25 protein-coding genes and 1 tRNA gene are annotated in these 25,653 nt (G+C 70.7%); 14 read left to right on the top strand and 12 right to left on the bottom strand.

The window, feature by feature from the left end; translation table 11 throughout:
* Positions 1 to 7 precede the first annotated feature (7 nt).
* Genes H286_RS0108680 through H286_RS15225 form a run of 4 tightly spaced genes read right to left on the bottom strand, consistent with a single transcriptional unit; the run spans position 8 to position 1,766 of the window.
* The gene (locus H286_RS0108680) at positions 8 to 553 is read right to left on the bottom strand and encodes a dihydrofolate reductase family protein (RefSeq protein WP_020097833.1); all 546 of its coding nucleotides are present in this window, start codon (positions 551 to 553) and stop codon (positions 8 to 10) included.
* 32 nt (positions 554 to 585) lie between these two features.
* On the bottom strand, positions 586 to 1,032 hold the full coding sequence (locus H286_RS0108675; protein ID WP_020097832.1) for a GNAT family N-acetyltransferase: 447 nt from the start codon (positions 1,030 to 1,032) through the stop codon (positions 586 to 588).
* Positions 1,033 to 1,067: 35 nt separating this feature from the next.
* On the bottom strand, positions 1,068 to 1,607 hold the full coding sequence (locus tag H286_RS0108670) for a hypothetical protein (protein WP_020097831.1): 540 nt from the start codon (positions 1,605 to 1,607) through the stop codon (positions 1,068 to 1,070).
* 27 nt (positions 1,608 to 1,634) lie between these two features.
* Positions 1,635 to 1,766 carry a hypothetical protein gene (locus H286_RS15225; RefSeq protein WP_020097830.1) on the bottom strand — a complete coding sequence of 44 codons (132 nt, stop codon included), beginning with the start codon at positions 1,764 to 1,766 and terminating at the stop codon, positions 1,635 to 1,637.
* Positions 1,767 to 1,861: 95 nt separating this feature from the next.
* On the opposite strand from H286_RS15225, the gene H286_RS0108660 reads away from it, so the two are divergent.
* The 8 genes from H286_RS0108660 (at position 1,862) to H286_RS0108625 (ending at position 10,673) form a co-directional block, all read left to right on the top strand.
* Positions 1,862 to 2,812, top strand: coding sequence for a phosphodiester glycosidase family protein (locus H286_RS0108660; RefSeq protein WP_020097829.1), 951 nt, complete (start codon positions 1,862 to 1,864; stop codon positions 2,810 to 2,812).
* A 4-nt stretch (positions 2,813 to 2,816) separates the two neighbouring features.
* Entirely contained in the window at positions 2,817 to 3,956 is a 1,140-nt protein-coding gene (locus H286_RS0108655) for a bifunctional glycosyltransferase family 2/GtrA family protein (RefSeq protein WP_020097828.1), read from the top strand.
* Complete coding sequence (locus H286_RS0108650) at positions 3,953 to 4,534, top strand: DUF4956 domain-containing protein (protein WP_018185699.1); 582 nt, start codon at positions 3,953 to 3,955, stop codon at positions 4,532 to 4,534. Before H286_RS0108655 ends, H286_RS0108650 begins: the two co-directional genes overlap by 4 nt.
* Complete coding sequence (locus tag H286_RS0108645) at positions 4,531 to 5,346, top strand: polyphosphate polymerase domain-containing protein (protein ID WP_018185700.1); 816 nt, start codon at positions 4,531 to 4,533, stop codon at positions 5,344 to 5,346. Before H286_RS0108650 ends, H286_RS0108645 begins: the two co-directional genes overlap by 4 nt.
* Complete coding sequence (locus H286_RS0108640; RefSeq protein ID WP_020097827.1) at positions 5,331 to 7,115, top strand: carbohydrate-binding domain-containing protein; 1,785 nt, start codon at positions 5,331 to 5,333, stop codon at positions 7,113 to 7,115. Before H286_RS0108645 ends, H286_RS0108640 begins: the two co-directional genes overlap by 16 nt.
* A gap of 74 nt (positions 7,116 to 7,189) precedes the next feature.
* Positions 7,190 to 7,918, top strand: a complete 729-nt coding sequence (locus H286_RS0108635) for a response regulator transcription factor (RefSeq protein WP_020097826.1) — start codon at positions 7,190 to 7,192, stop codon at positions 7,916 to 7,918.
* The gene (locus H286_RS0108630; RefSeq protein ID WP_020097825.1) at positions 7,915 to 9,351 is read left to right on the top strand and encodes a sensor histidine kinase; all 1,437 of its coding nucleotides are present in this window, start codon (positions 7,915 to 7,917) and stop codon (positions 9,349 to 9,351) included. The genes H286_RS0108635 and H286_RS0108630 overlap by 4 nt, the downstream gene beginning before the upstream one ends.
* Positions 9,352 to 9,428: 77 nt before the next feature.
* Entirely contained in the window at positions 9,429 to 10,673 is a 1,245-nt protein-coding gene (locus tag H286_RS0108625) for a phosphotransferase (protein WP_020097824.1), read from the top strand.
* A gap of 24 nt (positions 10,674 to 10,697) precedes the next feature.
* Here H286_RS0108625 and H286_RS0108620 read toward each other — a convergent pair whose 3' ends face one another.
* Together H286_RS0108620 and treS are read right to left on the bottom strand one after the other, a co-directional pair.
* Complete coding sequence (locus H286_RS0108620; RefSeq protein ID WP_018185705.1) at positions 10,698 to 10,967, bottom strand: DUF3072 domain-containing protein; 270 nt, start codon at positions 10,965 to 10,967, stop codon at positions 10,698 to 10,700.
* A gap of 55 nt (positions 10,968 to 11,022) precedes the next feature.
* Complete coding sequence (treS, locus tag H286_RS0108615) at positions 11,023 to 13,311, bottom strand: maltose alpha-D-glucosyltransferase (protein WP_020097823.1); 2,289 nt, start codon at positions 13,309 to 13,311, stop codon at positions 11,023 to 11,025.
* Between the two features lie 196 nt (positions 13,312 to 13,507).
* On the opposite strand from treS, the gene H286_RS0108610 reads away from it, so the two are divergent.
* Positions 13,508 to 14,614, top strand: a complete 1,107-nt coding sequence (locus H286_RS0108610) for an NAD(P)-dependent alcohol dehydrogenase (protein WP_018185707.1) — start codon at positions 13,508 to 13,510, stop codon at positions 14,612 to 14,614.
* A gap of 89 nt (positions 14,615 to 14,703) precedes the next feature.
* Here the strand turns inward: H286_RS0108610 and H286_RS0108605 are convergent, their stop codons facing one another.
* Entirely contained in the window at positions 14,704 to 17,223 is a 2,520-nt protein-coding gene (locus tag H286_RS0108605; RefSeq protein WP_020097822.1) for a polynucleotide kinase-phosphatase, read from the bottom strand.
* Positions 17,220 to 18,572, bottom strand: coding sequence for a 3' terminal RNA ribose 2'-O-methyltransferase Hen1 (locus tag H286_RS0108600; protein WP_020097821.1), 1,353 nt, complete (start codon positions 18,570 to 18,572; stop codon positions 17,220 to 17,222). Before H286_RS0108600 ends, H286_RS0108605 begins: the two co-directional genes overlap by 4 nt.
* A gap of 151 nt (positions 18,573 to 18,723) precedes the next feature.
* Between H286_RS0108600 and H286_RS0108595 the strand changes: the two genes are divergently transcribed.
* Positions 18,724 to 19,104 (top strand): hypothetical protein, encoded by a 381-nt coding sequence (locus H286_RS0108595; RefSeq protein WP_020097820.1) that lies wholly within the window; start codon positions 18,724 to 18,726, stop codon positions 19,102 to 19,104.
* Between the two features lie 47 nt (positions 19,105 to 19,151).
* Here the strand turns inward: H286_RS0108595 and H286_RS0108590 are convergent.
* Positions 19,152 to 19,242: transfer RNA gene (locus H286_RS0108590), tRNA-Ser, on the bottom strand.
* A gap of 142 nt (positions 19,243 to 19,384) precedes the next feature.
* Between H286_RS0108590 and H286_RS0108585 the strand changes: the two genes are divergently transcribed.
* The 3 genes from H286_RS0108585 to H286_RS0108575 are packed head-to-tail and all read left to right on the top strand — an operon-like array spanning position 19,385 to position 22,124.
* Entirely contained in the window at positions 19,385 to 19,678 is a 294-nt protein-coding gene (locus H286_RS0108585; protein WP_020097819.1) for a DUF429 domain-containing protein, read from the top strand.
* A 59-nt stretch (positions 19,679 to 19,737) separates the two neighbouring features.
* Positions 19,738 to 21,117, top strand: a complete 1,380-nt coding sequence (locus tag H286_RS0108580; protein WP_020097818.1) for an MFS transporter — start codon at positions 19,738 to 19,740, stop codon at positions 21,115 to 21,117.
* Positions 21,118 to 21,170: 53 nt separating this feature from the next.
* Positions 21,171 to 22,124, top strand: coding sequence for an L-lactate dehydrogenase (locus H286_RS0108575; protein WP_020097817.1), 954 nt, complete (start codon positions 21,171 to 21,173; stop codon positions 22,122 to 22,124).
* Positions 22,125 to 22,134: 10 nt separating this feature from the next.
* On the opposite strand, the gene H286_RS0108570 is transcribed toward H286_RS0108575, so the two are convergent.
* Complete coding sequence (locus H286_RS0108570) at positions 22,135 to 22,785, bottom strand: trimeric intracellular cation channel family protein (RefSeq protein WP_020097816.1); 651 nt, start codon at positions 22,783 to 22,785, stop codon at positions 22,135 to 22,137.
* A 30-nt stretch (positions 22,786 to 22,815) separates the two neighbouring features.
* Complete coding sequence (locus tag H286_RS0108565) at positions 22,816 to 23,508, bottom strand: alpha/beta fold hydrolase (protein WP_020097815.1); 693 nt, start codon at positions 23,506 to 23,508, stop codon at positions 22,816 to 22,818.
* A 142-nt stretch (positions 23,509 to 23,650) separates the two neighbouring features.
* Between H286_RS0108565 and radA the strand changes: the two genes are divergently transcribed.
* Positions 23,651 to 25,009 (top strand): DNA repair protein RadA, encoded by a 1,359-nt coding sequence (gene radA, locus H286_RS0108560; RefSeq protein WP_020097814.1) that lies wholly within the window; start codon positions 23,651 to 23,653, stop codon positions 25,007 to 25,009.
* 78 nt (positions 25,010 to 25,087) lie between these two features.
* Here the strand turns inward: radA and H286_RS0108555 are convergent, their stop codons facing one another.
* A complete protein-coding gene (locus H286_RS0108555; protein WP_018185715.1) occupies positions 25,088 to 25,489 on the bottom strand; it encodes a hypothetical protein in 402 nt (133 codons plus the stop codon).
* Between the last annotated feature and the right edge of the window lie 164 nt (positions 25,490 to 25,653).

Raw genomic sequence — 25,653 nt, 5'->3', positions numbered from 1 at the left:
GGCTGAGTCAGCGGCGCGGCACGTAGGTCTCCGCCACCACGCCCGAATCGAAGGCGAGACGATCGACCAGCTCCAGGTCGAGGGGCTCCGCCACGCCCTCGAAGAGGCGCGGACCGTGACCGGCGATCCGAGGGTGGACGACGAAGGTGTATTCGTCGATGAGACCCCACCCGGCGAGGGTCGTCGCGAGCGTCGCACCCGCCGTGTACAGCCCCTTCCCGGGTATCGCTTTGAGACGCCCGACCTCGGTGCGCAGGTCGCCCGCCAGGAGCTCGGCGTTCCAGTCGACGGCCGGCAGCGTCGACGACACCACGTACTTCTTCGCTGCGTCGATGGTCCGGGCGAACGGTTGCATCCAGTCCGGTCTCCCCTCGGACGCGGGTGGCCGCCAGGCCTCCTCCATCATCCGGTAGACGACCCGACCCAGCACGAGGGCGTCGGCCCGCGCGATCTGCTGCGCGGCGTGCGCGTGGGTCTGGGCGTCGGGATTCCCGGCGCGGTGGTCGATGCAACCGTCCAGGGTCACGTTCGTCGAGAAGCGGAGGGGGCGCACGGCGCGAGACTACGCCCGGCCGACGGCCCTGCCTACGGGGTGCGCGTCATCGGCACGTGGGCGATCCGGTCCTCCACGAACGACGGGCCGCTCACCACGAAACCGAACCGGCCGTACCACTCGGCCAGGTGCTCCTGCGCGTCGAGGACGAAGGGGCGGGACGCATCCTGCGCGAGGGCGTGGTCGATCGCTCGCCGCATGAGGTCGGCACCGACGCCGCGTCCGCGGGCAGCTGCGCTCGTGACGACGCGGCCGATCCGCCACCGGCGCGCCTCGTCGAGCAGGCGCAGCGTTCCGAGGACCTCGCCGTTCTCCTCGGCCCAGGCGATCATCGCGCCGGGTTCGATGTCGCGGCCGTCGAGCTCGGGGTAGGCGGCCCCCTGCTCGACGACGAACACGCTCACCCGCAACCAGAGGATGCGGTAGAGGGTGGTCGCCGGGATCTCGGCGAGCGGGGACAGCTGGATGCCGACGGTCACCGCTCCACGCTACGCGAACGTCTCTCGCGGCGGCCTCAGTCGCAGTCGCTGCGCGCGCCGTCGGAGTACCAGATGCCGGAATCCTCGGGCGATGCGACGGTGCGCTCCACGCCGAGCGCCGAGACGGTCACCCGGGGCGGCCTCGGCATGAAACCGGAGCACTGTTCGTAGCCGGCGGCATCCTCAGCGTTCGCCTCGAGGATGACCGTGAAGGACTGCTGATCCCCGGCGGGCACGGGCATGCCCTCGATCGCGAAGACCGCCGCGTCGTCGGTGTCGGCGAGCCTCATCTGGCCGTTCGGATTCACCATCGTCGGCCGGATGAGGGAGACGAACTCCTCCTGCATCCCCGGGAGCGCGACGGCCCGGGCATCGACCTCGCTCCAGCCGTCGTTGACGACGAAGAACCGGACCCCGCAGGTCATCCCGGGCTCGACCCCCACGACGGGCGAGTAGAACGTCTCGTCCCCCGCGAAACCGCCGTCGCTCAGGAACTCGTCCGACGCCCCCGGCGGGTCGAGCGTCACCTCGGCACCCTCGCAGGCGACCGGACGGGCGTCGTAGACGATCCGCACCGCGCCGAGCGCCGTCCATGCGGCGATCTACCACCCGGCGACCACCACGGCGATCGCCCCGACCGCGATCGCGGCGATCAGCAGGGCCCGACGACGCGGTTCCCGTCGCTTCTTCTCCGGCACCGGCTCGAGTCGCTCCGCGACCATCGTCTCCCCCACGGCTCGATCATGGCAGTCGGCCGGCGCCGCCACCGTTAATGCCGTTCTCAGGATCGGTCAACGTCCGCCCGATGCCGCATCCGTATCCCTGAGGGATGCCGCACATCACCAGACCCCGCCGAGTCCGCACCGCCCTCCTCTCCGGCGGCCTCGCCCTCGCGCTCGCCGTCGGCGGCGCGACGGCGTGGGCCGCAGACCGCTTCCTCATCGAACACGTCGAGATCTCAGACGTCTCGGCCTACGAGGCCGAGAACTCGACCGCGACCCCGACCACCGGGTCAGCGTCCACCGCCGGGACCGTCGACGGCGACACCTACTCCGACGGCGAGACGAGCGTCACCGTCTCGCAGGTCGTGACCGGCTCGGGCGATGACACCCTGACGTACTACGTCGCCGACGTCGTCCTCGCGGATGCCACCCGCCTGCGGTCCGCCTTCGCGAAGGACCAGTTCGGCGAGAACATCACCGAGACCACGAGCGGCATCGCCGAGGACAACGACGCCGTGTTCGCGATCAACGGCGACTACTACGGGTTCCGCGACACGGGGATCGTCATCCGCAACGGCGTCGTCTACCGCGACTCCCCCGCCCGGACCGGGCTCGCCTTCTACGCCGACGGCACCGTCCGGGTGTACGACGAGACCACGACGAGCGCGGACGAGCTCCTGGCCGACGGCGTCTGGAACACCCTCAGTTTCGGTCCTGCGATCGTCGAGGACGGCGCGACCGTGGACGGCATCGAGGACGTCGAGGTCGACACCAACGTCGGCAACCACTCCATCCAGGGCGAACAGCCGCGCACCGCCGTCGGCGTCATCGACGACAACCACCTCGTCTTCGTCGTCGTCGACGGCCGCGCCGACGGATACAGCCGCGGCGCCACCCTGACCGAGCTCGCCGACATCATGACCGGACTGGGCGCCGAGACCGCATACAACCTCGACGGGGGCGGCTCGTCGACGATGTACTTCGACGGCGACGTCGTGAACCAGCCCTCCAACGGCGGCGAACGCGGCACCAGCGACATCCTCTACATCGGGGAGTGAGCCGGTGGTCGTCCTCATCCCCGCATACGAGCCCGGCGATGCCCTGCTCGACCTCCTCCGCGATCTCGCGTCCGCCGCACCCGGCACCCCGGTAATCCTCGTCGACGACGGCAGCGGGCCGGCGTACGACGCCGTCTTCGCCGAGGCGGCGTCCCTCGGCGCGACCGTGCTCGGCCACGTCCGCAACCGCGGCAAGGGAGCGGCCCTGCGCACGGGCCTGGGCCATGCCGCGCAGGCCTTCCCCGGCGACGCGGTCGTCACCGCCGACGCGGACGGCCAGCACACCGCGCGCGACATCGTCCGCGTCGGTCAGGCGACCGTCGCTGCCGAAGCCGGCGGCGACCCCGCGATGGTCCTCGGATGCCGCGAGGTCGATCGCCCCGGCAACCCCCTCCGCAGCCGGATCGGCAATTGGGCCGCGCGCGCCGCGTTCCGGGCGTCGGCCGGCTGGAGCCTCTCCGACACGCAGACGGGGCTGCGCGGCATCCCCGCCGTCATGCTCCCGTGGCTGCGCGCGCAGCGGGGAGACCGTTTCGAGTACGAGCAGAACATCCTCCTGCGCTGTCGTCGGGACGGCTGGCGGACCCTCGAGGTCCCTATCGAGACCGTCTATCTCGCCGGCAACGCGTCGAGTCACTTCCGCCCGATCATCGACACCCTGAGGGTCGGGATGCCGCTGGTGCTGTTCGCCGCATCGTCGTTGGCCTCGTTCGCCCTCGACGCCGTCCTCCTGCTGGTCTTCCACGCCGTGACCGGCGCACTCGTGCCCTCGATCATCGCGGCCCGCGTCGTGAGCGCGAGCGTGAACTTCGCCGTCAACCGGCGGGTGGTGTTCCGAGGCGAGGCGCGGGGACCGCTGCTGCGACAAGCCGGTCGTTATGCCGCGCTCGCAGCCGTGCTCCTCGCCACGAACGTCGCGTGGATGAGCGGCCTCACCGCGCTCGGGCTCGGACTCGTGCCCGCCAAGGTCGCGACCGAGGCCGCCCTGTTCGCCCTCGGCTACCTGATCCAGCGCCGCGTCGTCTTCTCCCGCACTCCGGCGCCCGCACCGCTCGAATCGGCGGTGAATGCGCCTCTTATGAACGGTGAAGGTGCGGCGACTCGGATGGAGATCGTCACCACACGTCCTCGGAGGAACCCATGACCATCCCCTCGATCCTGCTCATCGCGATCGACATCGCCGCCGCCCTCGTCCTCAGCCTCGGGCTCTACTACCGACGCCACCGGCGCCGCGACCTCGTGGTCGCGTTCCTGGGCGTCAACGTCGGCGTCATGGCCGTCGCGAGCGTGCTGGGGACGGCGGAAGTCGCGCTCGGCCTCGGCCTCGGACTGTTCGGCGTGCTGTCGATCATCCGGCTGCGGTCGTCCGAGATCTCGCAGCGCGAAGTGGCGTACTACTTCGCCGCGCTCGCGATGGGTCTCATGGCGGGGCTGCCGACCACCGACATCCGTCCCGTCACGGCGCTCATCGCCCTGATCCTCGCGGTCCTGTGGGCAGCCGACCACCCGCGCATCCTCTCGCGCAGCCGGCACCAGATCGTCCGCCTCGACCGCGCCGAGTCCGATGAGACCACCCTCCGGACGATGATCGCGGAGCGCGTCGGCGGCGAGGTCACCTCGCTCACCGTGCAGGAACTCGACTTCGTGAACGACACCACGCTCGTCGACGTGCGCTTCCGGGCGAGCGCCGACGTCCGCCTCACCGCGGGAGTCGCACGATGACCGCGGCAGCCGACGCGCTCACCCGTTTCGAGGCGGTCGAGCTCGACGAGATGGTCGCCGAGGCGGCCCTGCTCGCCCGGGTGGACCGCAAGTACGTGATCCCGCAGCCGGCCCTGGAGGACCTCCTCGCCCGCGTCGACGATCGCACCCGGATCCTCGAGATCGGCGGAGCGCGCCGCTTCGCCTACGAGTCGGTCTACTTCGACACCCCCGATCTGCTGAGCTTCCACATGGCGGCCCGTCCCCGGCGCCGGCGGTTCAAGCTGCGGACCCGCACCTACATCGACACGGACGCCGCGTTCCTCGAGATCAAGACACGCGGTGCGCGGGGGACAACCGTCAAGGAGCGGTCGGAGTACGACATCGCCCACCGAGCGGTCCTGACTCCCGACGCACAGGACGACGTCGCCGCGGCATTCGAGGCGATCGGCGTCGACACCCGTCGCGTGGACGAGCTCGGCGCCACCCTGACCACGCGGTACGCCCGTGCGACGCTCCTCGCCCCCGACGGGTCGTCCCGCGCCACGATCGACACCGATCTCCGGTGGGATCGCCCCGACGGAAGCGGATTCACGCTCCCCGGCCTCGCGATCCTCGAGACGAAGTCGCCCTCGTCGGCATCCGCGGTCGATCGCCTGCTGTGGCGCGCCGGACACCGTCCGGTCTCCGTCAGCAAGTACGCCACGGGGCTCGCCGCGCTCAGCCCCGACCTCCCCCGCAACCGCTGGGGTCGACTCCTCCGCGGCCCTTTCGCCGCCTCATCCCCCACCATCACCTTCCACACCGAGGAGCTGCCATGCGCCGCCGCCTGATCCTTCCCACCATTCCGCTCGCTCTCGCCGGCCTGTTGCTGACCGGATGCGCCGTCACCGGTCTGACGACGACGGGCAGCGACACCTCGTCGTCGAGCGGCGACGCGACCTCGACGGCGGCCCAGGTGACGGTCGACTCCGATCTCGACGCGACCGCTGTGCTCGCCGCGGACGACGAGGCGACCGTCGTCGCCGACGACGACTGGACGGCCGACGACGCGGTCGAGATCACTCTCTCGGGCTCGACCGCCGAGGCCTCCGGCGACGGCGTCGAGGTCTCGGGCAGCACGGTCACGATCGGCGCAGCCGGCGTGTACCGCCTGAGTGGAGACCTCGACGGGGCGGTCGTCGTCGCCGCCCCCGACGACGCGCAGGTCGTGCTCATCCTCGACGGTGTCGACATCGCGAACACCGCGGGGGCAGCGATCTCCGTCACGACCGCCGACGACGTCGTCATCTCCCTCGCCGACGGGTCACAGAACACGATGTCGGATGCCTCGTCGTACGACGACGCCGCTGCAGCCAACGCCGCGATCTACGCCGACGCGGACCTCACCCTCACCGGCTCGGGATCGCTCGACGTGACGGGGAACGGCAACGACGGCATCGCGAGCACAGACGACCTCGCGATCACGTCGGGGACGATCACGGTGGATGCCGCCGACGACGCGCTCCGCGGAAAGGACGCGCTCGTGATCTCGGGGGGCACGCTCGATCTCACGGCCGGCGGCGACGCGCTCAAGAGCGACGACGACGAGGACGCCACCCGCGGGTACGTCTGGATCTCGGACGGCACGGTCTCCGCGACCAGCGGCGACGACGGGATCTCGGCGGCGACCGATGCGGTCGTCACCGGCGGGACGGTCACGCTCCGCGCCCAGGGTCCGGCGGATGCCGGCTCCAAGGGGATCAGCGCCGGCGTCGTGGTCGCGATCGGCGGCGGGACCGTCGACGTCACCGCGACCGATGACGGGCTGCACTCCGACGGGTCGATCGGCATCACCGGCGGCACCGTGACCGTCGCCGCGGGGGAAGACGGCGCGCACGCCGCGAACACCCTGGACGTCGCCGCCGGCAGCCTCACGATCGCCGAATCCACCGAAGGACTCGAGGCCACCGACATCCTCATCCGTGGCGGCGAGACGGTGGTGACGTCATCCGACGACGGCCTCAACGGCAGCGGCGACGCGGGCTCGGGCTCGACGGCCGGCGGCGGGGGCGGCGGTATGTCCGACACGGGCGAGACGATCACGATCTCGGGCGGCACTCTGACGGTGGATGCCGGTGGTGACGGCATCGACTCGAACGGATCGGTCACCGTGACCGGGGGCGACATCGTCGTCTGGGGTCCGACCATGCAGGGCAACGGCGCGCTCGACAGCAACGGCGGCTTCTCTGTCAGCGGGGGCACCCTGCTCGCCGTGGGCAGTGCCGGCATGGCCGAGACGCCCGACGCCGACGCGGCGCAGGCGTGGATCGCCGCGACGATCAGCGGGTCTGCGGGAGATGAGATCGAGATCACAGATGCCGACGGCACCGTCATCGCCTCGGCGACGGCCGCGAAGCAGTTCGAGACGGTCGTGTTCTCGTCCTCCGAGGTCGCCGCCGCCGGCACCTACACCGTGACGGTGGCGGGAGAGTCGGTCGAGGTGACCGCCGGCGAAGCCATCGCCGGGGGCATGGGCGGCGGCGGCATGGGCGGACCCGGTGAGATGGGTCAGCCCGGCGACCGGAGCGGCGCCCCGTCCGACGGCGGCGAGAACTCCTGACGCCCTCGACCGTGCGGCGTCCCCGTGGACGCCGCACGGTCGCATTCCCTCTCCGAACCAGGAAAGCTGACACCATGAACCCTTCCCGTCCCGCGCCCCTCACCCGCGTAGACGGTTCCCCCGTCCGCGTGCTCGTCGTCGACGACGAAGCGAACCTGAGCGATCTGCTGCGGATGGCGCTGCAGAACGAGGGGTGGGACGCACGCACAGCGGCAAACGGGCAGGAAGCCTTGAACCTGGTGCGGGAGTTCGCCCCCGACCTCGTCGTGCTCGACATCATGATGCCGGGGATCGACGGTATGGAGGTCCTCCGGCGCCTCCGGAGTACAGGCAACGACGTTCCCGTGCTGTTCCTGACCGCGAAGGACGCCGTCGAGAATCGCATCGCCGGCATCAGCGCCGGCGGTGACGACTACCTCACCAAGCCGTTCAACCTCGAGGAGGTTGTCGTACGGCTGCGCGGGATGGCCCGTCGACACGTCGCGGCGGCCGCAGCGGCCGAGACGCGACTGCGCGTGGGCGATCTCACGCTGGATGAGGAGACGTACGAGGTCGTGCGGGGCGGCATCCCGATCAAGCTGACCGCGAAGGAGTTCGACCTGCTGCGCTACCTCATGCAGAACCAGCGCCGCGTGCTGTCCCGCTCGCAGATCCTCGACCAAGTGTGGAGCTACGACTTCGGCGGGACATCGAGCGTCGTCGAGATCTATATCTCGTACCTCCGCAAGAAGATCGACAGTCTCGGCGAACCCCTCATCCACACGGTGCGCGGCGTCGGCTACACGATCAAGTCCGCAGAATGACCGCCCGCCGTTGGACGCTGCGCCGGACGCTCGTCGTCGGCACCGGCGCCCTCGTCGCGATCGCCCTGCTCGTGACGGGCCTCGCGACGTCGCTGGCCCTCCGCACCTTCGTGTACGAGCGCCTCGATGCGCAGGTCGTCGAGTCGTTGCAGATGGCCCGTCTCGGCAACGGCATGCAGACCGCGCCGAATCCGGCGAACGGCGACCGGGGCGACGGTCCTGCGCCGCGGGTCGGTTCACTGTTCGTCCTGTTCGACGACGGCACGGTCGTCTCGAGCTACACCGGCGACGACGGAGAGGAACGGTCCCTCGACGCCAAGCAGCTCGCCGCGGTGACACAGGCGGATCTGTCGGCGCGGACGCCCGTCACCGTGGACGTCGGCGGCGGGCTCGGCGAGTTCCGCCTCGCCGCACGCGAGCAGAACGGTCAGAAAGTCATCGCCGGGATGTCCGTCGAAGAGGTGACGGCCACGACCTCGGCCCTCACGGTCATCCTCGTGAGCGTCGCCGGCACCGCCCTCGCCCTCGTCCTGCTGGGACTGTCGTTCTTCGTGCGGCGGTCGCTCCGCCCGCTCGAGCGCGTCGCCGTCGTCGCCGACCGCGTCGCCGCGCGCCCCCTCTCCACCGGGGAGGTGGAGATCCCCGAGCGGGTGGACGCCTCCGACACCGATCCCACGACCGAGGTCGGCCGCGTCGGACATTCGCTCAACGTCCTCCTCGCGCACATCGAGTCGGCGTTGTCATCCCGACAGCACAGCGAGGACCAGCTGCGGCGCTTCATCGCCGACGCGAGCCACGAGCTCCGCACGCCCCTCGCGTCCATCCGCGGCTACGCGCAGCTCTCCCTCGGTGAGAACGCCCCGATGACGCCCACGCAGGAGCGCGCCTTCGACCGGATCGCGTCGGAGTCCACGCGCATGGCCGACCTCGTCGAGGACCTGCTGCTCCTCGCGCGCCTCGACGCAGGCCAGCAGCTGCGGCGTGAGCCCGTCGACCTGACGATGCTCGCGATCGACGCCGTGAGCGACGCGCATGCGTCCGACCCCTCGCGCACGTGGCTGCTCGACCTGCAGGAGGACAACGCGGTCGACGTGCTCGGCGACGAGAACCGCCTGCGACAGGTGGTCGCCAACCTGATGCGGAATGCGCGCACCCACACGCCCGCGGCGACCACCGTCACCCTCACGCTCCGGCGAGAGGGCGACGTCGCCGTCATCGAGGTCGTCGACGACGGCCCCGGCATCGTCCCCGAGATCCGCGACCGACTCTTCGAACGTTTCGCCCGCGGTGATGTGTCACGCAACCGGGATGCCGGGAGCACCGGCCTCGGGCTCTCGATCGCGCAGGCGATCGTGGTCGCCCACGACGGTGCGATCGACGTTCGGAGCGAGCCCGGCCGCACCGCGTTCACCGTGCGCCTGCCCGCGAACTGAATCGCACGCCCCTACCGTCCGCACGAATCCCCGTCCACCCCTTCCGCGATCGAGTACCGGCACGTCACAGTGATCGTGTGCGATTCGACGACGACCTCGGCGCCTGGGTGGCGCGACAACGCTGGTACGCGGGCAAGAGCCACGACCCGCGGTTCCGCATCCTCGACTCGGAACCGGCGCCCGGTGGTGCCACGCGTTACCTGCTCATGGACGACGCCGGCGCCCTGCCGACGCTCTACAACGTCCCCCTCGCCGACGCGACCGACGCACAGGCCGAGGAGGTCGTCACCACGACCGAGGACGGACGTCCCCTGGTCGATGCGACGCGTCATCCCGGGTTTACGGTCGGCCTCCTGGCCGAGATGGGCGTCGACACGAGCCGTGTCACCGGGTCGCGCGTGCTGACCGGCGAGCAGTCGAACACCTCGATCGTCTACGACGTCGACGGGTCGCCGACGATCATCCTCAAGCTCTTCCGGACGCTCCACCACGGCGAGAACCCCGACGTGACCGTCCAGCGCGTCCTCAGCGACGCGGGGTCCCCGTACGTGCCGACGTTCTACGGCAGTGCGGATGCCGAGTGGCCCGACGTCGGCCGCGAGTCCGGCACCGCGCAGGGGACGCTCGGGTTCGCGCAGGAGTTCCTGCCCGGTGTCCGCGACGGCTGGGCGATCGCGCTCGATGCCGCCCGCGAAGGCCGCGACTTCACCGACGCGGCGCGCGACCTCGGGGTCGCGGTCGCCGGCGTGCACGGCGCCCTCGGCGACGCGCTCGAATCCGCCGATGCCACGCCCGACCAGGCCGAGGCCGTGGGGCGCGCGTGGCGCCGCCGACTGGCGATCGCCTCGGCGGAGGTCCCCGCCGTCGCCGATCGGCTCGCCGCGATCGACGCCGTGTATGCGCAAGCCCTCGAGCGCCCGTGGCCGCGGCTGCAGCGGATCCATGGCGACCTGCACCTCGGTCAGGTGCTCGCCGTGCCGAACGGCGGCTGGCGCATCGTCGACTTCGAGGGCGAGCCGCTCCGGCCGATGGCCGAGCGCGCGATCCCCGACCTGCCGCCGCGCGACGTGGCCGGCATGCTGCGCTCGTTCGACTACGCGGGCGCCGTGGGAGCGGGACCGGATGCCGCGGCCTGGGCGGCGGCATGCCGGGCGGCTTTCCTCGACGCCTACGCGACGGCTCCCGGTGCGATCGACCTGGATCCTGCCCTGCTGCGAGCCCTCGTCCTCGACAAGGCGGTCTACGAGTCGATCTACGAGGCGCGGAACCGTCCGGACTGGCTGCCGGTGCCGCTCGCCGGCATCGACGCCGCCCTCGCCTGACCGGCGAGCGCGGCGTCTGCGCGGTCAGTTCGAGGCGCCCCGACCCGTCGCCTGCTGCAGGCGGTCGATGTGCTCGGACGCCTCGGCCTTCGTGATGTTCGCGGGGATCTCCTCGCCGGCCTCGCGCGCGAGGGTGTCGAGGTAGCTGCGCTGCGCGCCCGTCATCGGCTCATCGCCGGTGACCCACTGCTCCGGGTCCTTCACCGCCGTGTCGCCGCTCGGGCCGCCCAGCATCTCGGGCGCATCGGTGTCGGGTGCGGAATCGTTCTCGGGGACGTTGCTCTGATCGGTCATGCCAGGACCGTACGCGCGGCACCCGACATCGCGCGGGGGCTTGCGTTCGCCCCGATCAGTCCTCCTCGGCCTGCGGCTGCAGGACGAGGAATCGCGCACCGTAGGCCGGCAGCGACACCGAGAAGCTCTGCAGGTCGTCGACGCGGCCGACGACCTCGCCCTGAGCGGCGTCGAAGACGTCGCTCTGCGGAGTGAGGTGCTCGGAGCGCACCGTGCCCTCGATCGGCTCGGCCGAGAAGTTCAGGACGGTGACCTGGAGCGGCGCGTCGACCTCCGGCATCCCCTCGTCGAGGCGGTGGACGAGCACGAGCATGCCCGCATGGGCGACCTCGGGGATGTCGACCGCCGACGCCGTCGCGATCCCGTACTCGCGGCGGAGGTCGAGGATCGCCGACAGCCTCGAGGCGAACGACTCGGGGTCGTCGAGCTGGGCGGGGAGCGGACCGTACAGGGCGCGGCCGCGCGGCATGCCCGAGATCGAGCGCGTGGCGGCGGGGTCGACGTCGAGCAGGTCGTGCGCGCCGCGCTCGATCCAGCGCGTGTCGCCGACGCGGATGAGGTCGGCCACCTCGTCACCGGGGAGCGTCAGCATGCCGACGAGGTCCCACCCCGAGAGGGCGAACACCCCCGGCTGCCAGGCGTTGTAGGCGCACAGCAGCAGGTGCGCGTCGCGGATCGTCGGGATCTCGGCGTCGGTGATGTCGTCGAGGGTCGGGATGCCGCGGGTCGCCGCGATGAGCGAGGTCGTCGTGCAGGCGATGCCGTTCTGCGTGAAGACGCGGTTGTAGTCACCGGCATCCACCAGCTTCTCGGTCAGCTCCGCGCGGACGACCTCGGCGAGCTCAGCACCCGTGATGGTGTCACCGCGGAAGCCGTACTCCTCGTCGGCGTGCCGGGTCGCCCAGTGGACGAGCTCGTAGGTGAGCTCGTCGTGGTTCTGCAGACCGTGCACGAGCTGTACCGGCGCGACCCCGAGCGCGAGGGACGACGTGAGCGCGAGACGCAGGAACTCGGTCTGTCCAGTGGCGAGGGCGTGGTGGTAGCCGGGGCGCCCGATGAAGTCGTACGACAGGTCGGCGCCGACGGCACCGGTGTCGCGGATGTCCTCCATCGTGAGGTTCAGCTCCTGGAACGTGAACCCACCGACCTTGCGCACCATCCCGGCGATGATGTGGTTGGCCGCGTGCGAGAGCGGATGCCCCTCCGACCACGCCGGCAGGCCCTCGGCGCTCTTCTCCACCCCGAGGAAGCCGTTCGCGTCGAGGCGCAGCGCGCTCGTGCCGAGCTCACCGAGCGAGTGCAGCGCGTCGCCGATGACGAGGCGCATGCCCGCGAACGTCGGGTCGAGCCAGTTGATCGAGGGCTGGCCCTGCTTGAAGTAGTGCAGGTACACCCAGCGGCGGGTCACGCCGTCGGGACCGATCGAGGGCGCCGTCGCGCTCCAGTTCGTCTCCTTCACGCCCGGCGTGTAGAAGATGACGCGCTGCAGGGCGCCGATGATGTAGCCGTGCTCAGCGAGGGTGTGCTCGGTCGCCGGGTCGAGGTTGACACTGTCGTAGCCCTCGGGGACGTCGGGCAGCAGGTGCCAGTCCTCGGGCGGGATCGCCACCATGTGGTAGATCCCGGGGTAGTCCTTGAAGCCCATCTCGGCGAGGCGGAAGTCCGCTCCCTTGCCGGTGTGGCCGGGCACGATGTCGTCGATGATGCTGCCGCCGTGCGAATCGGCGACGTCGCACAGGGCGCGGAACTCGTCCTCCGTGCCGAAGGTCGAATCGATCGCGGTGCTGATGCGGTCGAAGTGACCGTCGACGCTGGGGGTCTCGCCCCACCCTTCGATGCCGCCGGCCCGCTTGACGGGGCCGGTGTGGACGGCGGTGATGCCGATGCGCTCGAACACCGACCACAGCTCCTCGTCGCCGAGGGCTGAGAGGAACGACTGCCCCGGCCGCGTGATGAGCGAGATCGGGTACGCGGTGAACCACACGTCGCTGGTCGCGATGGCGCGACGCGCATCGGGACGCGCGTACGCGTTCCGCCACATCGTCGGCTGCCCCGACAGCTGACGGGCGAGCACGTCGGCATCCTTCAGCATCGACTGCCGCACCAGCCACTCGACGTACGACGGGTTCGTGCCGTTCGCGGTGCGCGGGTCGGTGCGGATGCGGCGCACGCTGCTGCCTCGCAGATTGTCGCGCGGGCGCAGACGCCGCGGACGTGCCGGGTAGCGCTGCTCGTCGTAGCTGATCTCGGGCATCTCGAGGTCCCCGTCCTCGGCTGCGGCGAGCGCAGCGAGGTCGATGGGTCCGGTGTAGAGATCTTCGGGTCGATCGTCGTCACGCGCCATGGAGTCCACGCTACGAACTCCGCACGCCCGGCAGGAAGGGGTGGTGCCCAGATTCTCAAAGCGTTATGGGATGCCGCATTGCCACGCCATCGGATGCGCGTCAACCCGCGGCCCCGGGATGGATTCACGTGCATAGGCTGGGGACATCCCTACGGCCACATCGCCGCACGGGCGCGTATCGAAAGGACCATCACCCATGACCACGACCGCCCACGCCGCCGTCCTCCACGACCAGGACGCTCCGTTCACCTTCGAGGACGTCACCCTCGACGACATCCGCCCGAGCGAGATGCTCGTCAAGGTCGCCGCGACCGGCCTCTGCCACACCGACCTCGCGGTCCAGCACGGCGACATCCCCGCTCCCTTCCCCTACGTCCTCGGCCACGAGGGCGCCGGGATCGTCGAGCAGGTCGGCGACGCCGTCACCGGTTACGCCGTCGGCGACAAGGTGGCCGTCTCCTTCGCCTCGTGCGGCCACTGCGCCAAGTGCGTGAGCGGCCAGGAGGCCTACTGCCGCAACTTCATGGCCCTCAACTTCGCCGGTGCGCGCGAGGACGGATCGTCGACGATCACCGCAGCCGACGGCTCGGCCGTCCACGGCTCGTTCTTCGGACAGTCGTCCTTCGCGAGCCACCTCATCGTCGAGGCTCGCAACGCCGTCAAGCTGCCCGAGGACGCCGACGTCGAGATCGCCGGCCCCCTCGGCTGCGGCGTCCAGACCGGTGCGGGCACGGTCCTGAACTCGCTCGACGTCCCCGCCGGCGCCTCGATCATCGTCAGCGGGACGGGTGCCGTGGGCCTCTCGGCCATCATGGGCGCGAAGGTCGCCGGCGCGACCACGATCATCGCGGTCGACATCCTGCCCGAGCGTCTCGCCTTCGCAGAGAAGCTCGGCGCGACCCACACGGTCAACAGCAAGGACGAGGACGCGGTCGCCCGCATCCACGAGATCACCGGCGGCATCGGCGCGGACTACGCCGTCGACACGACCGCGGTACCGGCCGTCGTCGAGATGCTCGCCGCCGCGACCGCCTTCGGCGCGAAGATCGCCCTCGTCGGCGTTCCGAAGCCGGGTGTCACGATCCCGCTCGGCTCGATCTCGGGCGCGGGCAAGAGCTACATCGGCGCCATCGAGGGCGACGCCGTGCCGCAGACCTTCATCCCCGAGATGCTCGCCCTCCACGCCGCGGGTCGCTTCCCGTTCGACGAGCTCATCACCAAATACGCGTTCGCCGACATCGAGCAGGCGATCGCCGACACGCAGTCCGGTAAGGCCGTCAAGGCGGTCCTCGTGATGCCCTGACACCCGTGTGCCTGCGTCGAGACGTCGCAGATGGTCGCTCTCCTCACTGAAAGGCGACCATCTGGGACGTCTCGACGTCGTTACGGGGATTACAAGCGGGGGTCGATCGGGTCGGACTCCAGGGCGAGGACGCCGAACACCGCCTCGTGCACGCGCCAGAGCGGCTCTCCGGCGGTGAAGCGGTGGAGCGACTCGATCCCCAGCGCGTACTCGCGGGCGGCGAGCGAGCGCTTGTGCCCGACGTTGCGGTCGCGCAGGCGCGAGAGATTCGCGGGGTCGGTGTAGTCGGGCCCGTAGATGATCCGCAGGTATTCACGGCCACGCACCTTGATGCCCGGCTGCACGAGACCCTTCTCGGTGCGCGTGAGGTTGGCGAACGGCTTCACGACCATGCCCTCCCCGCCCGCGCCGGTCAGCTCCTCCCACCACGCGACCGCCGCGGTGACGGATGCCTCGTCCCCGAGATCGATCCGTCGTCGCCGCGTCGACGCCACGAGGTCGGGCGCGGCTTCGACGAGCCGGTCGGCCACCCCGAGGTGCCACCCGTGGTCGCGTGTCTCGAACGTGGCATCCCCTGCGGCCAGCACCTGGAACGGCGCGACGCGCGCGGTGGACTCGTCACCGACGTACCGGCGGTAGGCCGCACGGAATCCGCGCGCACCCTCGCCGCGTGCCCGGTTCCTCGAGGCGAGGGCGCTGACATCGATCCCGGATGCCGCGGCCCGGGCGAGGACGGCACCGGCGGCATCCGTCGCGGTCTCCGCCGCCGCGGCCACCGAGGCGTAGAGGTCGCGGATGAGGTCACCGGCCTTCAGCGACCAGGGCAGGATCTCGGCGTCGAGGAGGATCCACGACGAGTCGAGCTCGTCCCAGAGGCCGGCGCGCTCGATCGCCGCATCGAGACGCGCGAGCATGTCAGCTTCGACGTCGGGCGAGAAGAACGGGCGACCGGTCCGGGTGTGGATCGCGCCGCGCCATCCCTCGGGCGCCGAGAACCGCGCGGGATCGCGCGCAACGAGCACGAGGGCGCGCGAGCCCATGTGCTTCTCCTCGGCGATGAGATCGGTGACGCCGTTCGCCCGGTACGTCGCGAAGGCCTCGTCGGGGTGCTCGAGGTAGCCGTCGCGTGCCGACGTGTTCGGCGGCGACATCGTCGGCGGCAGGTGGATGAGCCAGCGCGGATCGGTCGCCCACCGGCTGATCGTCTCGAGACCTCCGGCGGACTGCTCCTCCTGGATGCCGACGCGGCCGTGCAGGCTCGTCTGGACGATGAGCCTGCCCTGCACGTCGGCGAGGTCGAGCACACCGGGGGCGCGCACGGGGGCGGCGGGCGCGAGCGGACGGATCGGCTCGTACCAGACCTGCTTGGCCGGCACCGAGACGACCTCGCGCTCGGGGTAGCGCATCGCCGAGAGCGCCCCGCCGAAGACGCACCCGGTGTCGAGGCACGCGGTGTTGTTGACCCACTCCACCGTCGGCACCGGCGTGTGCCCGTAGAGGACGACGGCCTTACCGCGGTAATCCTGCGCCCAGGGGTGGCGCACGGGCAGCCCGTACTCGTCGGTCTCGCCGGTCGTCTCGCCGTACAGGGCGAACGCGCGCACCCGCCCGGACGCGCGCCCGTGGTACTGCTCCTTGAGGCCGGCGTGCGCGACGACGAGCCGCCCCTCGTCGAGGATCAGGTGCGACACGAGGCCGTAGCAGAACGCCTCCACCTGCTCACGGAACTCCGCGCTCTCGCCGGCCAGCTGGGCGAGCGTCTCCTCGAGACCGTGCGAGACGGTGACCTTCGCGCCGCGGAGCGCTCGGACGAGCTTGGCTTCGTGGTTTCCCGGCACGGCGAGCGCGCTCCCCGACGCGACCATCCCCATCGCAAGGCGCAGCACGCCGACGACGTCGGGCCCGCGGTCGACGAGGTCGCCGACGAAGACGACGCGACGCCGCTCGGGATGCCGCGCGTCGACCGCCCGGCCCTGCTCGTCGCGCACGAGCTCGTAGCCGAGGCGCCCGAGCAGCGTCTCGAGCTCGCTGCGGCATCCGTGCACGTCGCCGATGACGTCGAACGGGCCGCGCTCGTCCGTGCGGTCGGTGAGAAGGCGCGTGCGTTCGATGGTGGCGTCCGCGACCTCAGCGGGGGTGCGGAGCACGTGCACCTTGCGGAAGCCCTCGCGCCCGAGGTGGCGGAGCCCACGGCGCAGCTGGTCGTTCTGCCGCTTCACGACGCCCGCGGGGATGTGGCGATCGGTGCGTGCCGCGTTGCGTTCGACCGAGACCGCCTCGGGCACGTCGAAGACGATCGCGACCGGCAGCACGTCGTGCGCCTTCGCGAGTTCGACGAGCTTGCGCCTCGCCTCGGGCTGCACGCTCGTCGCATCGACGACGGTGAGCAGGCCCGCGTCGAGACGCTTGCCGGCGACGTACTGCAGCGCGTCGAAGGCGGCGGCGGTCACCGACTGGTCGGACTCGTCGTTGCCGACCAGTCCGCGGAAGGCGTCGCTCGAGAGCGTCTCGTAAGCGCCGAAGTGCTCCCGCGCGAACGTCGACTTGCCCGATCCGGATGCCCCGACAAGGACGACGAGCGACAGGGCGGGGATGTCGAGGACCGTCATGCCGCGACCTCCTTCCGGAACAGGGCGAGCTGCGTGGGGGCGCCGTGGTCGGCATCCGCCTCACCGACGGGACGGTACGAAACGGTGTAGCCGTGACGGGCGGCGACCCCCTCGGTCCAGTCGCGGAACTCGTCGCGCGTCCACTCGAAGCGGTGGTCGTCGTGACGGAACGCGCCCGCGGGCAGGTCTGGGTAGAGGACGTTGTAGTCCGCGTTGGGCGTCGTGACGACGACCGCGTCGGGTGCGGCCGAGGCGAAGACGGCGTCCTCGAGCGCGCCGAGCCGCGACGGGTCGACGTGTTCGACGACCTCCATGAGCACCATCGCGTCGAAACCGCGCAGCCGCTCGTCGCGGTAGACGACCGAGCCGTGGAGCAGCTCGATGCGCTCTCGCTCGGCATCGGATGCCTCGGCGAGCCGCAGCATCCGTGCGGCCTGGTCGAGTGAGCGGGCAGAGACGTCGACGCCGACGATCTTGGTGAAGGAGCGGTCCTTCGCGAGGCGGGCGAGGAGCGCTCCGGGGCCGCAGCCCATGTCGACGACGCGGTGCGCGCCGACGTCCGCGAGCGCGGCGAGGACAGCGTCGGCGCGGTGCTGGCGGAGCGGTGTCGGGCGGTCCTCGCCCTCGGCGGGATCGGCGAGCAGCGCGCGCTGGTGCACGAGGTAGCGCCGCGTGATGAGGTCGCGCTCAGGATGGCCTGCGAGCCATCCCTCGCCGGCGCGCTCGAGCTTGCCGATCTCGTCGTCGCCGACCCAGTAGTGCTTCGCGTCGTCGAGGACGGGCAGCAGGACGTAGAGCTGGCGAAGCGCCTCGGCCAGTCGGACCTCGCCGGTCAGGACGACCGAGCTGTACCGCGAGTCGCCCCACTCGGGGTGGTCGCCGTCGAGCGCGATGCGGGTCTGTTCGACGGACCATCCGCACGGCTCGAACAGCCGACGCACGAGGTCGTCGTCGCCGCGGGCGGAGACCACGGGGATCTCGATCCGCAGCGGCAGAGCGGATGCCGCCAGCTCGGGGTACGAGTCGCTGCGACCGGTCATCGCGGTGCGGAACACCGTCCCGAGCGCAACGGCGAGCATGCTCGAGGCGACGTACGGGCGGTCGTTGACGTAATGGCCGAGAGCCCCGGCATCCCCCCGGAACCGCTTGTTTCGCACGAGCGCGATCGGATCGACCTCGAGCATGACCGCTACCGTGGTGCGCTCGGGGGTCGCCTCGGGATAGAAGACGTGGATGTCGCCGACCGGGGCCGAGAAGGTCTGCACCTTGGCGGGGTGCTTGTGCACCAGGAAGCCGAGCGCGGTCGCATCCTGACCGTCCGTCGGCGCATAGGTCACCGTCGCGAGCATCGTCGCCTCCCCCGTCGTGGCATCCGACTCACTCTAGGGCGGCGTGCCGGGTCTCGACCCGACGCGATATGCGCTGACCGTGAGCGGATGGATGCCGTTCGCGTCGGCTCGCCCTGGTCCCGGCCGGGAGCACGCCGCTAGGGTCGGGGCTATGACCGCCGTCACCGCGTCCGAGGCCCGTCCCGTCGCACGCCGTCGCTACCGACCGACCCGGTGGACCGTGCTCGTCGCCGGCGTGGTGGTCGTCCCGCTCGCGCTGATGCTCGTCTTCAACAGCTGGGGCCCACTGACGGAGGAGTCCGCCGTGCGCATGGCCTTCGCCCAGGTCGCGGGCCAGACCGTCGCGATCCTCAGCGCGCTCGCCTTCGTCGTCCTGACGATCCGCCGCGGCGTCGATTGGGCCGCCACTGCGGGTGCCCTTCTCGTCGCGGCGCTCGTCATCTCCTGGTCGGCCGCCGCGATCGATCGCGCGGCAGGCGACCTGGTCGATCGGATCGCCACCGTCCAGAGCGTGTCGCTGCTGGAAGGCTGACGTCCGCCGAGAGAAACAGAAAACCCCCGCATCAGCAGGGGTTTTCATGGCGGTGACGGTGGGATTTGAACCCACGGTAGGGGGTTACCCTACACAACTTTTCGAGAGTTGCACCTTCGGCCGCTCGGACACGTCACCGTCGTCCAGCTTACGACACGAGAGCGGATGCCGCGAACCGAGCCTCATCCTGCATCGCCGAAGCGTCGCGGATGGTCGTTCTCCGCCCGGAACGGCGACCATCTGCGACGTCTCGACGCACCGGCGGACGGGTAGCGTCGCGGTGTCCGGATACAAGACGGGTGCCGCGGCCCGTTCGACGGCGACGGCGAACCTCCTCGCCGCAGCGCCGTGGCTCGCGGTCACCCCCGGCCAGCGCGCACTGATGGAAACCTCCGACGACGCGGTCGACGCCGTCGTCGCCGCGCTCATCGCCCGCGCACACGCGCTGGGCGCAACGCACCCCGTCCCGCCCGCCGCGCTCGACCGCGCCCGCCGGGAAGGATGGATCGCCCTCCCCTCCACTCCTCTCGACGGCCTCGACCCGACGCGACCTGTCGCTTCCCCGCCCGAATGACGACCATTCGCGTCGGCTCGAGCCCCCGCTGACCTCCTCCCCGGGCGTAACGTGAGCCTGTGAGCGCTCCGACGACATCCCCCCGGTTCGGGCTGATCGTCGCGATCGCAGCGCTCGCGTCGGCTGTCGCGTTCCTCGATGGCACGGTCGTGAACGTCGCACTACCCGCCATCCGGGACGAGCTGGGCGGCGGCCTGTCCACGCAGCAGTGGGCGGTGGATGCCTACCTCCTCACCCTGAGCTCCCTCATCCTCTTCGCGGGGTCGGTGAGCGACGCGTTCGGTCGCGTGCTCGTCCTCCGCATCGGCCTCATCGGCTTCGGGATCGCGTCGATCGGCGTCGGCCTCGCTCCCGACCCGGTCGTCCTCATCATCGCCCGCGCACTGCAGGGCGCGGCGGGTGCGTTCCTCGTACCGAGTTCGCTCGCCCTCATCACGTCGCTGTTGAACGGCCCGGCGCAGGCGCGCGCGATCGGCCAGTGGACGGCGTGGACGACGGGCGCGAACCTCGCGGGACCCCTCATCGGCGGCCTGTTCGTCGACCTGCTGTCGTGGCGCTTCGCCTTCCTCGTCAACATCCTCCCGATCGCGGTGACGTTCGTCCTCCTCACCCGCCTCGGCGACGTCGACCGTCGGCGCGACGACGCGCACATCGACCTCCTCAGTGCGGCCCTGTGCACACTGGGCCTCGGCGGCATCGTCTTCGCGCTCATCGAACAGCCGAACCTGGGGTGGGGGCATCCGGCGATCTGGATGCCGCTGACTGCCGGCATCCTGCTGTTCGCGGCGTTCCTGCTGCGTCAGCGCACCGTGCGCTCCCCCATCCTGCCGCTCGGGATCTTCCGCGTCCGGAACTTCTGGACCGGCAACCTGGCCACCTTCTTCATCTACGCGGCCCTCTCGCTCAACGGCTTCGTCGTCGGGGTCTACCTGCAGCAGGGCGCGGGCCTCAGCGCGACACTCGCCGGGCTCTCGAGCCTGCCGACGACGCTCGCCCTGATCGCGCTCAGCTCGGTCGTGGGCGGATGGGTGAACCGGTTCGGTCCGCGCCTGTTCATGACCGTCGGCCCTCTCGTGATGGCGGTGGGAGCGCTGATGCTCCTCGCCGTTCAGAAGGACTTCGATTATTGGACGCAGGTCCTGCCGGGCCTGATCGTCTTCGGCCTGGGGCTCGGCGTCACGGTGTCGCCGCTGACCTCGACGATCCTGGGCGCGATCGGCGGCGAGCGCTCCGGCATCGCCTCGGCGACGAACAACGCCGTCTCGCGCATCGCCGGACTCGTCGTCATCGCGCTGCTCGCCGTCATCATCGGCGGATCGCTCGATCTCGACGGCTTCCACCGTGCCGCGCTGATCACCGCGATCCTCATGGTGGCGGGCGCGCTCGTCTCGTTCCTCGGGATCCGCCGGCCCGCGGCGGCGGACGCGCAGCCCATCTGATTTGCACGGCTGGATCCGGGCCGCCGGCATCCGTCGACTGCCACACTGACGGTATGAGCGTCATCGAGAACTCGAAACTGACCGTCGTCGGCGCGGGCGCCGTCGGATCGAGCGTCGCCTACGCCGCGCTGATCCGCGGATCGGCCCGGCACGTCGCCCTCTACGACATCGCCGCCGAGAAAGTCGAGGCCGAGGTCCTCGACCTGGCCCACGGCGCGCAGTTCACCGGGTCGAGCGACATCTCCGGCGGGTCCGACGTCTCGGTCGCCGCGGGTTCCCACGTCGTCGTCATCACCGCCGGGGCGAAGCAGAACCCCGGGCAGACCCGCACCGAGCTCGCCGGGGTGAACGCCGGCATCCTGAAGCGGATGCTGCCCGAGCTGCTCGAGGTCGCCCCGAACGCCGTCTACGTCATCGTCACGAACCCGTGCGACGTGCTCACCGTCATCGGCCAGGAGGTCACGGCGCTGCCGCCCGAGCGGATCTTCGCGTCGGGCACCGTGCTCGACACGTCGCGCCTGCGGTGGAAGCTCGCGCAGCGCGCAGGGGTGTCGACCTCGAGCGTCCACGCGTACATCGTCGGCGAGCACGGCGACACCGAGTTCCCGCACTGGTCGCGCGCGACGATCGGCACCGTCCCGATCCTGGACTGGCAGCCACTGGACGGCCAGCCGCCCTTCACGGCCCTGGAGCTCGACCGCATCGCCGTCGATGTGCGGGATGCCGCCTACACGGTCATCCGCGGCAAGGGAGCGACGAACTACGCGATCGGGCTGTCGAGCGCACGCATCGTCGAGGCGATCCTCGGCGACCAGCACGCCGTCATGCCCGTGTCGACGGTGCTGAGCGACTTCCAGGGCGTCGACGGCGTCGCACTCTCGGTGCCCTCCGTCGTCAGCAGCGCGGGAGCCCGCCCGATCCTCGAGACCTCGTTCTCGGACGACGAGCTGGCGCTCTTCCACCGCTCCGCCGACGCCCTGAAGGCGGTTGCCGCCTCGCTGCGCTGACCCGACCGAGTCAGGCCGCGCGCGAGCGTCGCAGCGAACCAAGCTCGGGGAACGTCCACCCGAACGCGACGGCGACGACACGCACGACCACCGTGACCGCGATGCAGGCCAGTCCGGAGACGAGAATCGGCACCGCGAACGCGTTCAGCACCACGAGCACGGTCACCCCCGCTGCGGCGGCGACGGCGTACAGCGTGCTGACCTGCAGGAACGAGAACGGCAGGTTCAGTGCGACGTCGCGCAGCATCCCACCGCCGATCGCACCGATGACCCCGACCACGACGGCGCCGACGGGGCCGACATCGAGCGCCAGGGCCTTCGACGCCCCGATGGCGCCGAACATCCCCATGACGATCGCGTCGAGGACGGTCAGCGGCCACGTCAGCCGCGAGACGACGGCTCGCAGCCCCATCCCCACCAGGGCGCCTCCCGCCGCGACCAGCAGGTACCAGTTCTGCCAGATCACGACGGGAGGCTGATTCAGGACGACGTCGCGCAGCAGGCTTCCCCCGAGTGCGACGAGAAGACCGATGACGAGCACGCCCAACACATCGATGCGCTGGTGACGGTGCTCCGCCGCGACGAGGGCGCCCTGCAGCCCGCCCAGCCCGGCGGCGAGGAGCTCGACCCACAGGGGGACGGCGAACAGGGCGACACTCATCAGACTCCTCCTCGATTCGGCAGGCGCGGATCAGCGCACGGAGCCCGCGGCATCGGTGATCACTCGAGCGACCGTCTCGGCCTGCGAGATGAACAGTGCGTGGCTGCCGGGGACGTTCGTGATCTGCGCTCCAGCGCGCGAGGCCATGTGCTGGAGCATCGCCTGGTCGAACGCCTTGTCCTCCGTGGCGATGACGGCCCAGCTCGGCTTGTCGCGCCACGCCGCCGCCGTGACGGGCTCGGCGAAGACCGACATGTTGACGGGCACCTGGCTGTCGGCGAGGAAGGCGGCATCCGCTTCGGCGATGTCGGCGGCGAACCCGGCACCGAAGTGATCCCGGGCGAGGTAGCCGTAGCCGTCGTCCCGCACGTCGATGACGAACTCGGGGGTCGCGGCGAAGCCCTCGTACTGCTGACCGGAGGACTCCCCCGCATCGGGGATCAGCGCCGAGACGTACACGAGACCCGCCACGTTCGGGTGGATCCCCGCCTGCGTGATGACGGTGCCACCCCACGAGTGGCCGACGAGGATCGCTGGGCCGTCCTGCTGGTCGAGGACGCGCGTGGTCGCGGCGACGTCGGCCTCGAGCGAGGTGAGCGGGTTCTGCACGATCGACACCCGGAAGCCGCGGGCGGTGAGCAGATCGTAGACGCAGCGCCAGCCGGATCCGTCCGCGAAAGCGCCGTGGACGAGGACGACGTTGGTGATGTCTGCAGTGGTCATAGGTCTCTTCCTTCTCTGTCGGTGACCCCCAGTCGAGGTCTGGTTGATGTAACGCCAGCGATACGCAATATATTGCATATCCATTGGACGAACAAGAGCGGTGCCCACCGGCGATGTCGGATGCCGCGATTAGCCTGAGGACATGGCTTCACGACGACCCGCACCGATCGCGGCCTTCCGCTGCACCGAGTGCGGCTGGACGACCGCGAAGTGGGTCGGCCGCTGTGGCGAGTGCCAGCAGTGGGGCACCGTCGTCGAAGCCGCCACGCAGACGGGGATCACGGCATCCGTCACCCCGATCGCCCCGACACGGAGCGCGCGTCGCATCACCGAGATCGACACGCGTGAGACGCCGCGCCGCTCGAGCGGCGTCGGGGAGTTCGACCGCGTCCTGGGCGGCGGCATCGTCCCCGGCGCGGCGATCCTGCTCTCCGGCGAGCCGGGGGTCGGCAAATCAACCCTCCTGCTCGAGGTCGCCGCGCAGAGCGCGCGCGCCGGGCGGCGCGTCCTCTACGTCAGCGCCGAGGAATCCCTCGGCCAGGTGCGCCTGCGCGCCGAACGCACCGGCGCGCTGCACGACGAGCTCTACCTCGCCAGCGAGACCGACCTGGCCACGACGCTCGGGCACATCGACGACGTGCGACCCGACCTGCTGATCGTCGACTCGGTGCAGACCGTCTCGTCAGGGCTCATCGACGGGGCGGCCGGGCAGCCGAGTCAGGTGCGGGAGGTGGCATCCACCCTCATCCGCGTCGCGAAAGAGCGCGACCTGCCGGTCGTGATCGTCGGACACGTCACGAAGGACGGTCAGGTCGCGGGGCCGCGCATCCTCGAACACCTCGTCGACGTCGTCTGCCACTTCGAAGGCGACCGGCAGACGTCGCTGCGCTTCGTGCGGGCGCTCAAGAACCGTTTCGGCGCCACCGACGAAGTCGGCTGCTTCGACATGGCCGGCGACGGCATCGCCGAGGTCCCCGATCCCAGCGCGCTCTTCCTCAGCACGCGTCCCAGCGAGCCCGGCACGTGCGTGACCGTGGCCCTCGAGGGTCGTCGCGCGCTGCCCGTCGAGGTGCAGGCCCTGACTCTCCACACGTCGGCTCCGAACCCGCGCCGGATCGTGAGCGGTGTCGACGGTGCCCGTGTCGCGATGGTGCTCGCCGTGCTCGAGAAGCGCGCCGGCATCAAGCTGTCGGACCAGGACGTCTACGTCTCCACGGTCGGCGGGGTGCGTCTCACCGAACCGGCCGCGGACCTGGCCATCGCCCTCGCCATCGCGAGCGCTGCAGCCGAGCGACCGAACCCCGCGAAGCTCGCGGCGATCGGCGAACTGAGCCTGTCGGGCGAGATCCGCCGCGTCACCCAGCACGACCAGCGACGGTCCGAGGCCGCACGACTGGGGTACAAAGCGGTCATCGACGCGAGCGCCGGCACGCTCCGGGACGCCCTCAACCAGCGAGCACGGCACCACGCACCGATGCGGGACGACCGGCCCGACTTCTGAGGCGGGTCAGGCTTCTGAGGCGGGTCAGGCTTCTGAGGCGGGTCGGGCTTCTGAGCCAGGTCGGGTTTCCGAGGCGGATCAGGCGTCGAGCGCCGCGATCAGGTCGGCCGGCGACGCCTGCATCGCGTGCGGACCGGCGATGTCGAAGAACACGGTCGTGATCTCGTCACCGTATGTGCCGAGGAACGCCCGCAGCCACGCCGGAGACTGCAGCCCGACACCGGGCGGCAGTGATGCGGGCTTGTTCGCGGCATCGCTGAACAGGAGGAGCGCGACGTCGCCGGTGGCCGGATCGCGGTACGTCCAGACCTCACCCGAATCACGGGGGTCGTCGCGGGCGCCGGGGCGCAGCAGCGGCACGACCGTCGGTCCGTGCCGCAGAGCGAACGCGAGGGCAGCCATGTCCTGCGTCTGGAGCGCGTCGGCGAGTGCGGTGTTGCGGAACTCGAGCGGCTTCTTCTCGCGCTTCTTCCCGGCCATCCCCTCAGCCTAAGCGGGATGCCGCGCGTCGCCGATCCGCGCATCGTGGACACCGGCGAGCATAAAAAGAAGGGGGCCCTCTCGAACTCCCCATTGGGGACTGGAGAAGTCGAGAGGGCCCATCGCTCGCCGGCGACCCGGGGGATCCGACGTCCCGCCTGGGG

It is taken from the genome of Microbacterium sp. 11MF, assembly GCF_000383475.1.
In the GTDB taxonomy this organism is placed as follows: Bacteria; Actinomycetota; Actinomycetes; order Actinomycetales; family Microbacteriaceae; genus Microbacterium; species Microbacterium aquilitoris.
The sequence above is the reverse complement of the archived record's forward strand: the minus strand, read 5'-3'. Positions and strand labels throughout refer to the sequence as shown.

Excerpts from the sequence above, each read along its gene's own strand:
- H286_RS0108660 (WP_020097829.1), top strand. The coding sequence starts at position 1,862 with ATGCCGCACATCACCAGACCCCGCCGAGTCCGCACCGCCCTCCTCTCC.
- H286_RS0108650 (WP_018185699.1), top strand. The coding sequence starts at position 3,953 with ATGACCATCCCCTCGATCCTGCTCATCGCGATCGACATCGCCGCCGCC.
- H286_RS0108645 (WP_018185700.1), top strand. The coding sequence starts at position 4,531 with ATGACCGCGGCAGCCGACGCGCTCACCCGTTTCGAGGCGGTCGAGCTC.
- H286_RS0108640 (WP_020097827.1), top strand. The coding sequence starts at position 5,331 with ATGCGCCGCCGCCTGATCCTTCCCACCATTCCGCTCGCTCTCGCCGGC.
- H286_RS0108635 (WP_020097826.1), top strand. The coding sequence starts at position 7,190 with ATGAACCCTTCCCGTCCCGCGCCCCTCACCCGCGTAGACGGTTCCCCC.
- H286_RS0108630 (WP_020097825.1), top strand. The coding sequence starts at position 7,915 with ATGACCGCCCGCCGTTGGACGCTGCGCCGGACGCTCGTCGTCGGCACC.
- H286_RS0108620 (WP_018185705.1), bottom strand. The coding sequence starts at position 10,967 with ATGACCGATCAGAGCAACGTCCCCGAGAACGATTCCGCACCCGACACC.
- treS (WP_020097823.1), bottom strand. The coding sequence starts at position 13,311 with ATGGCGCGTGACGACGATCGACCCGAAGATCTCTACACCGGACCCATC.
- H286_RS0108610 (WP_018185707.1), top strand. The coding sequence starts at position 13,508 with ATGACCACGACCGCCCACGCCGCCGTCCTCCACGACCAGGACGCTCCG.
- H286_RS0108605 (WP_020097822.1), bottom strand. The coding sequence starts at position 17,223 with ATGACGGTCCTCGACATCCCCGCCCTGTCGCTCGTCGTCCTTGTCGGG.
- H286_RS0108600 (WP_020097821.1), bottom strand. The coding sequence starts at position 18,572 with ATGCTCGCGACGGTGACCTATGCGCCGACGGACGGTCAGGATGCGACC.
- H286_RS0108595 (WP_020097820.1), top strand. The coding sequence starts at position 18,724 with ATGACCGCCGTCACCGCGTCCGAGGCCCGTCCCGTCGCACGCCGTCGC.
- H286_RS0108575 (WP_020097817.1), top strand. The coding sequence starts at position 21,171 with ATGAGCGTCATCGAGAACTCGAAACTGACCGTCGTCGGCGCGGGCGCC.
- H286_RS0108570 (WP_020097816.1), bottom strand. The coding sequence starts at position 22,785 with ATGAGTGTCGCCCTGTTCGCCGTCCCCCTGTGGGTCGAGCTCCTCGCC.
- H286_RS0108565 (WP_020097815.1), bottom strand. The coding sequence starts at position 23,508 with ATGACCACTGCAGACATCACCAACGTCGTCCTCGTCCACGGCGCTTTC.
- radA (WP_020097814.1), top strand. The coding sequence starts at position 23,651 with ATGGCTTCACGACGACCCGCACCGATCGCGGCCTTCCGCTGCACCGAG.
- H286_RS0108555 (WP_018185715.1), bottom strand. The coding sequence starts at position 25,489 with ATGGCCGGGAAGAAGCGCGAGAAGAAGCCGCTCGAGTTCCGCAACACC.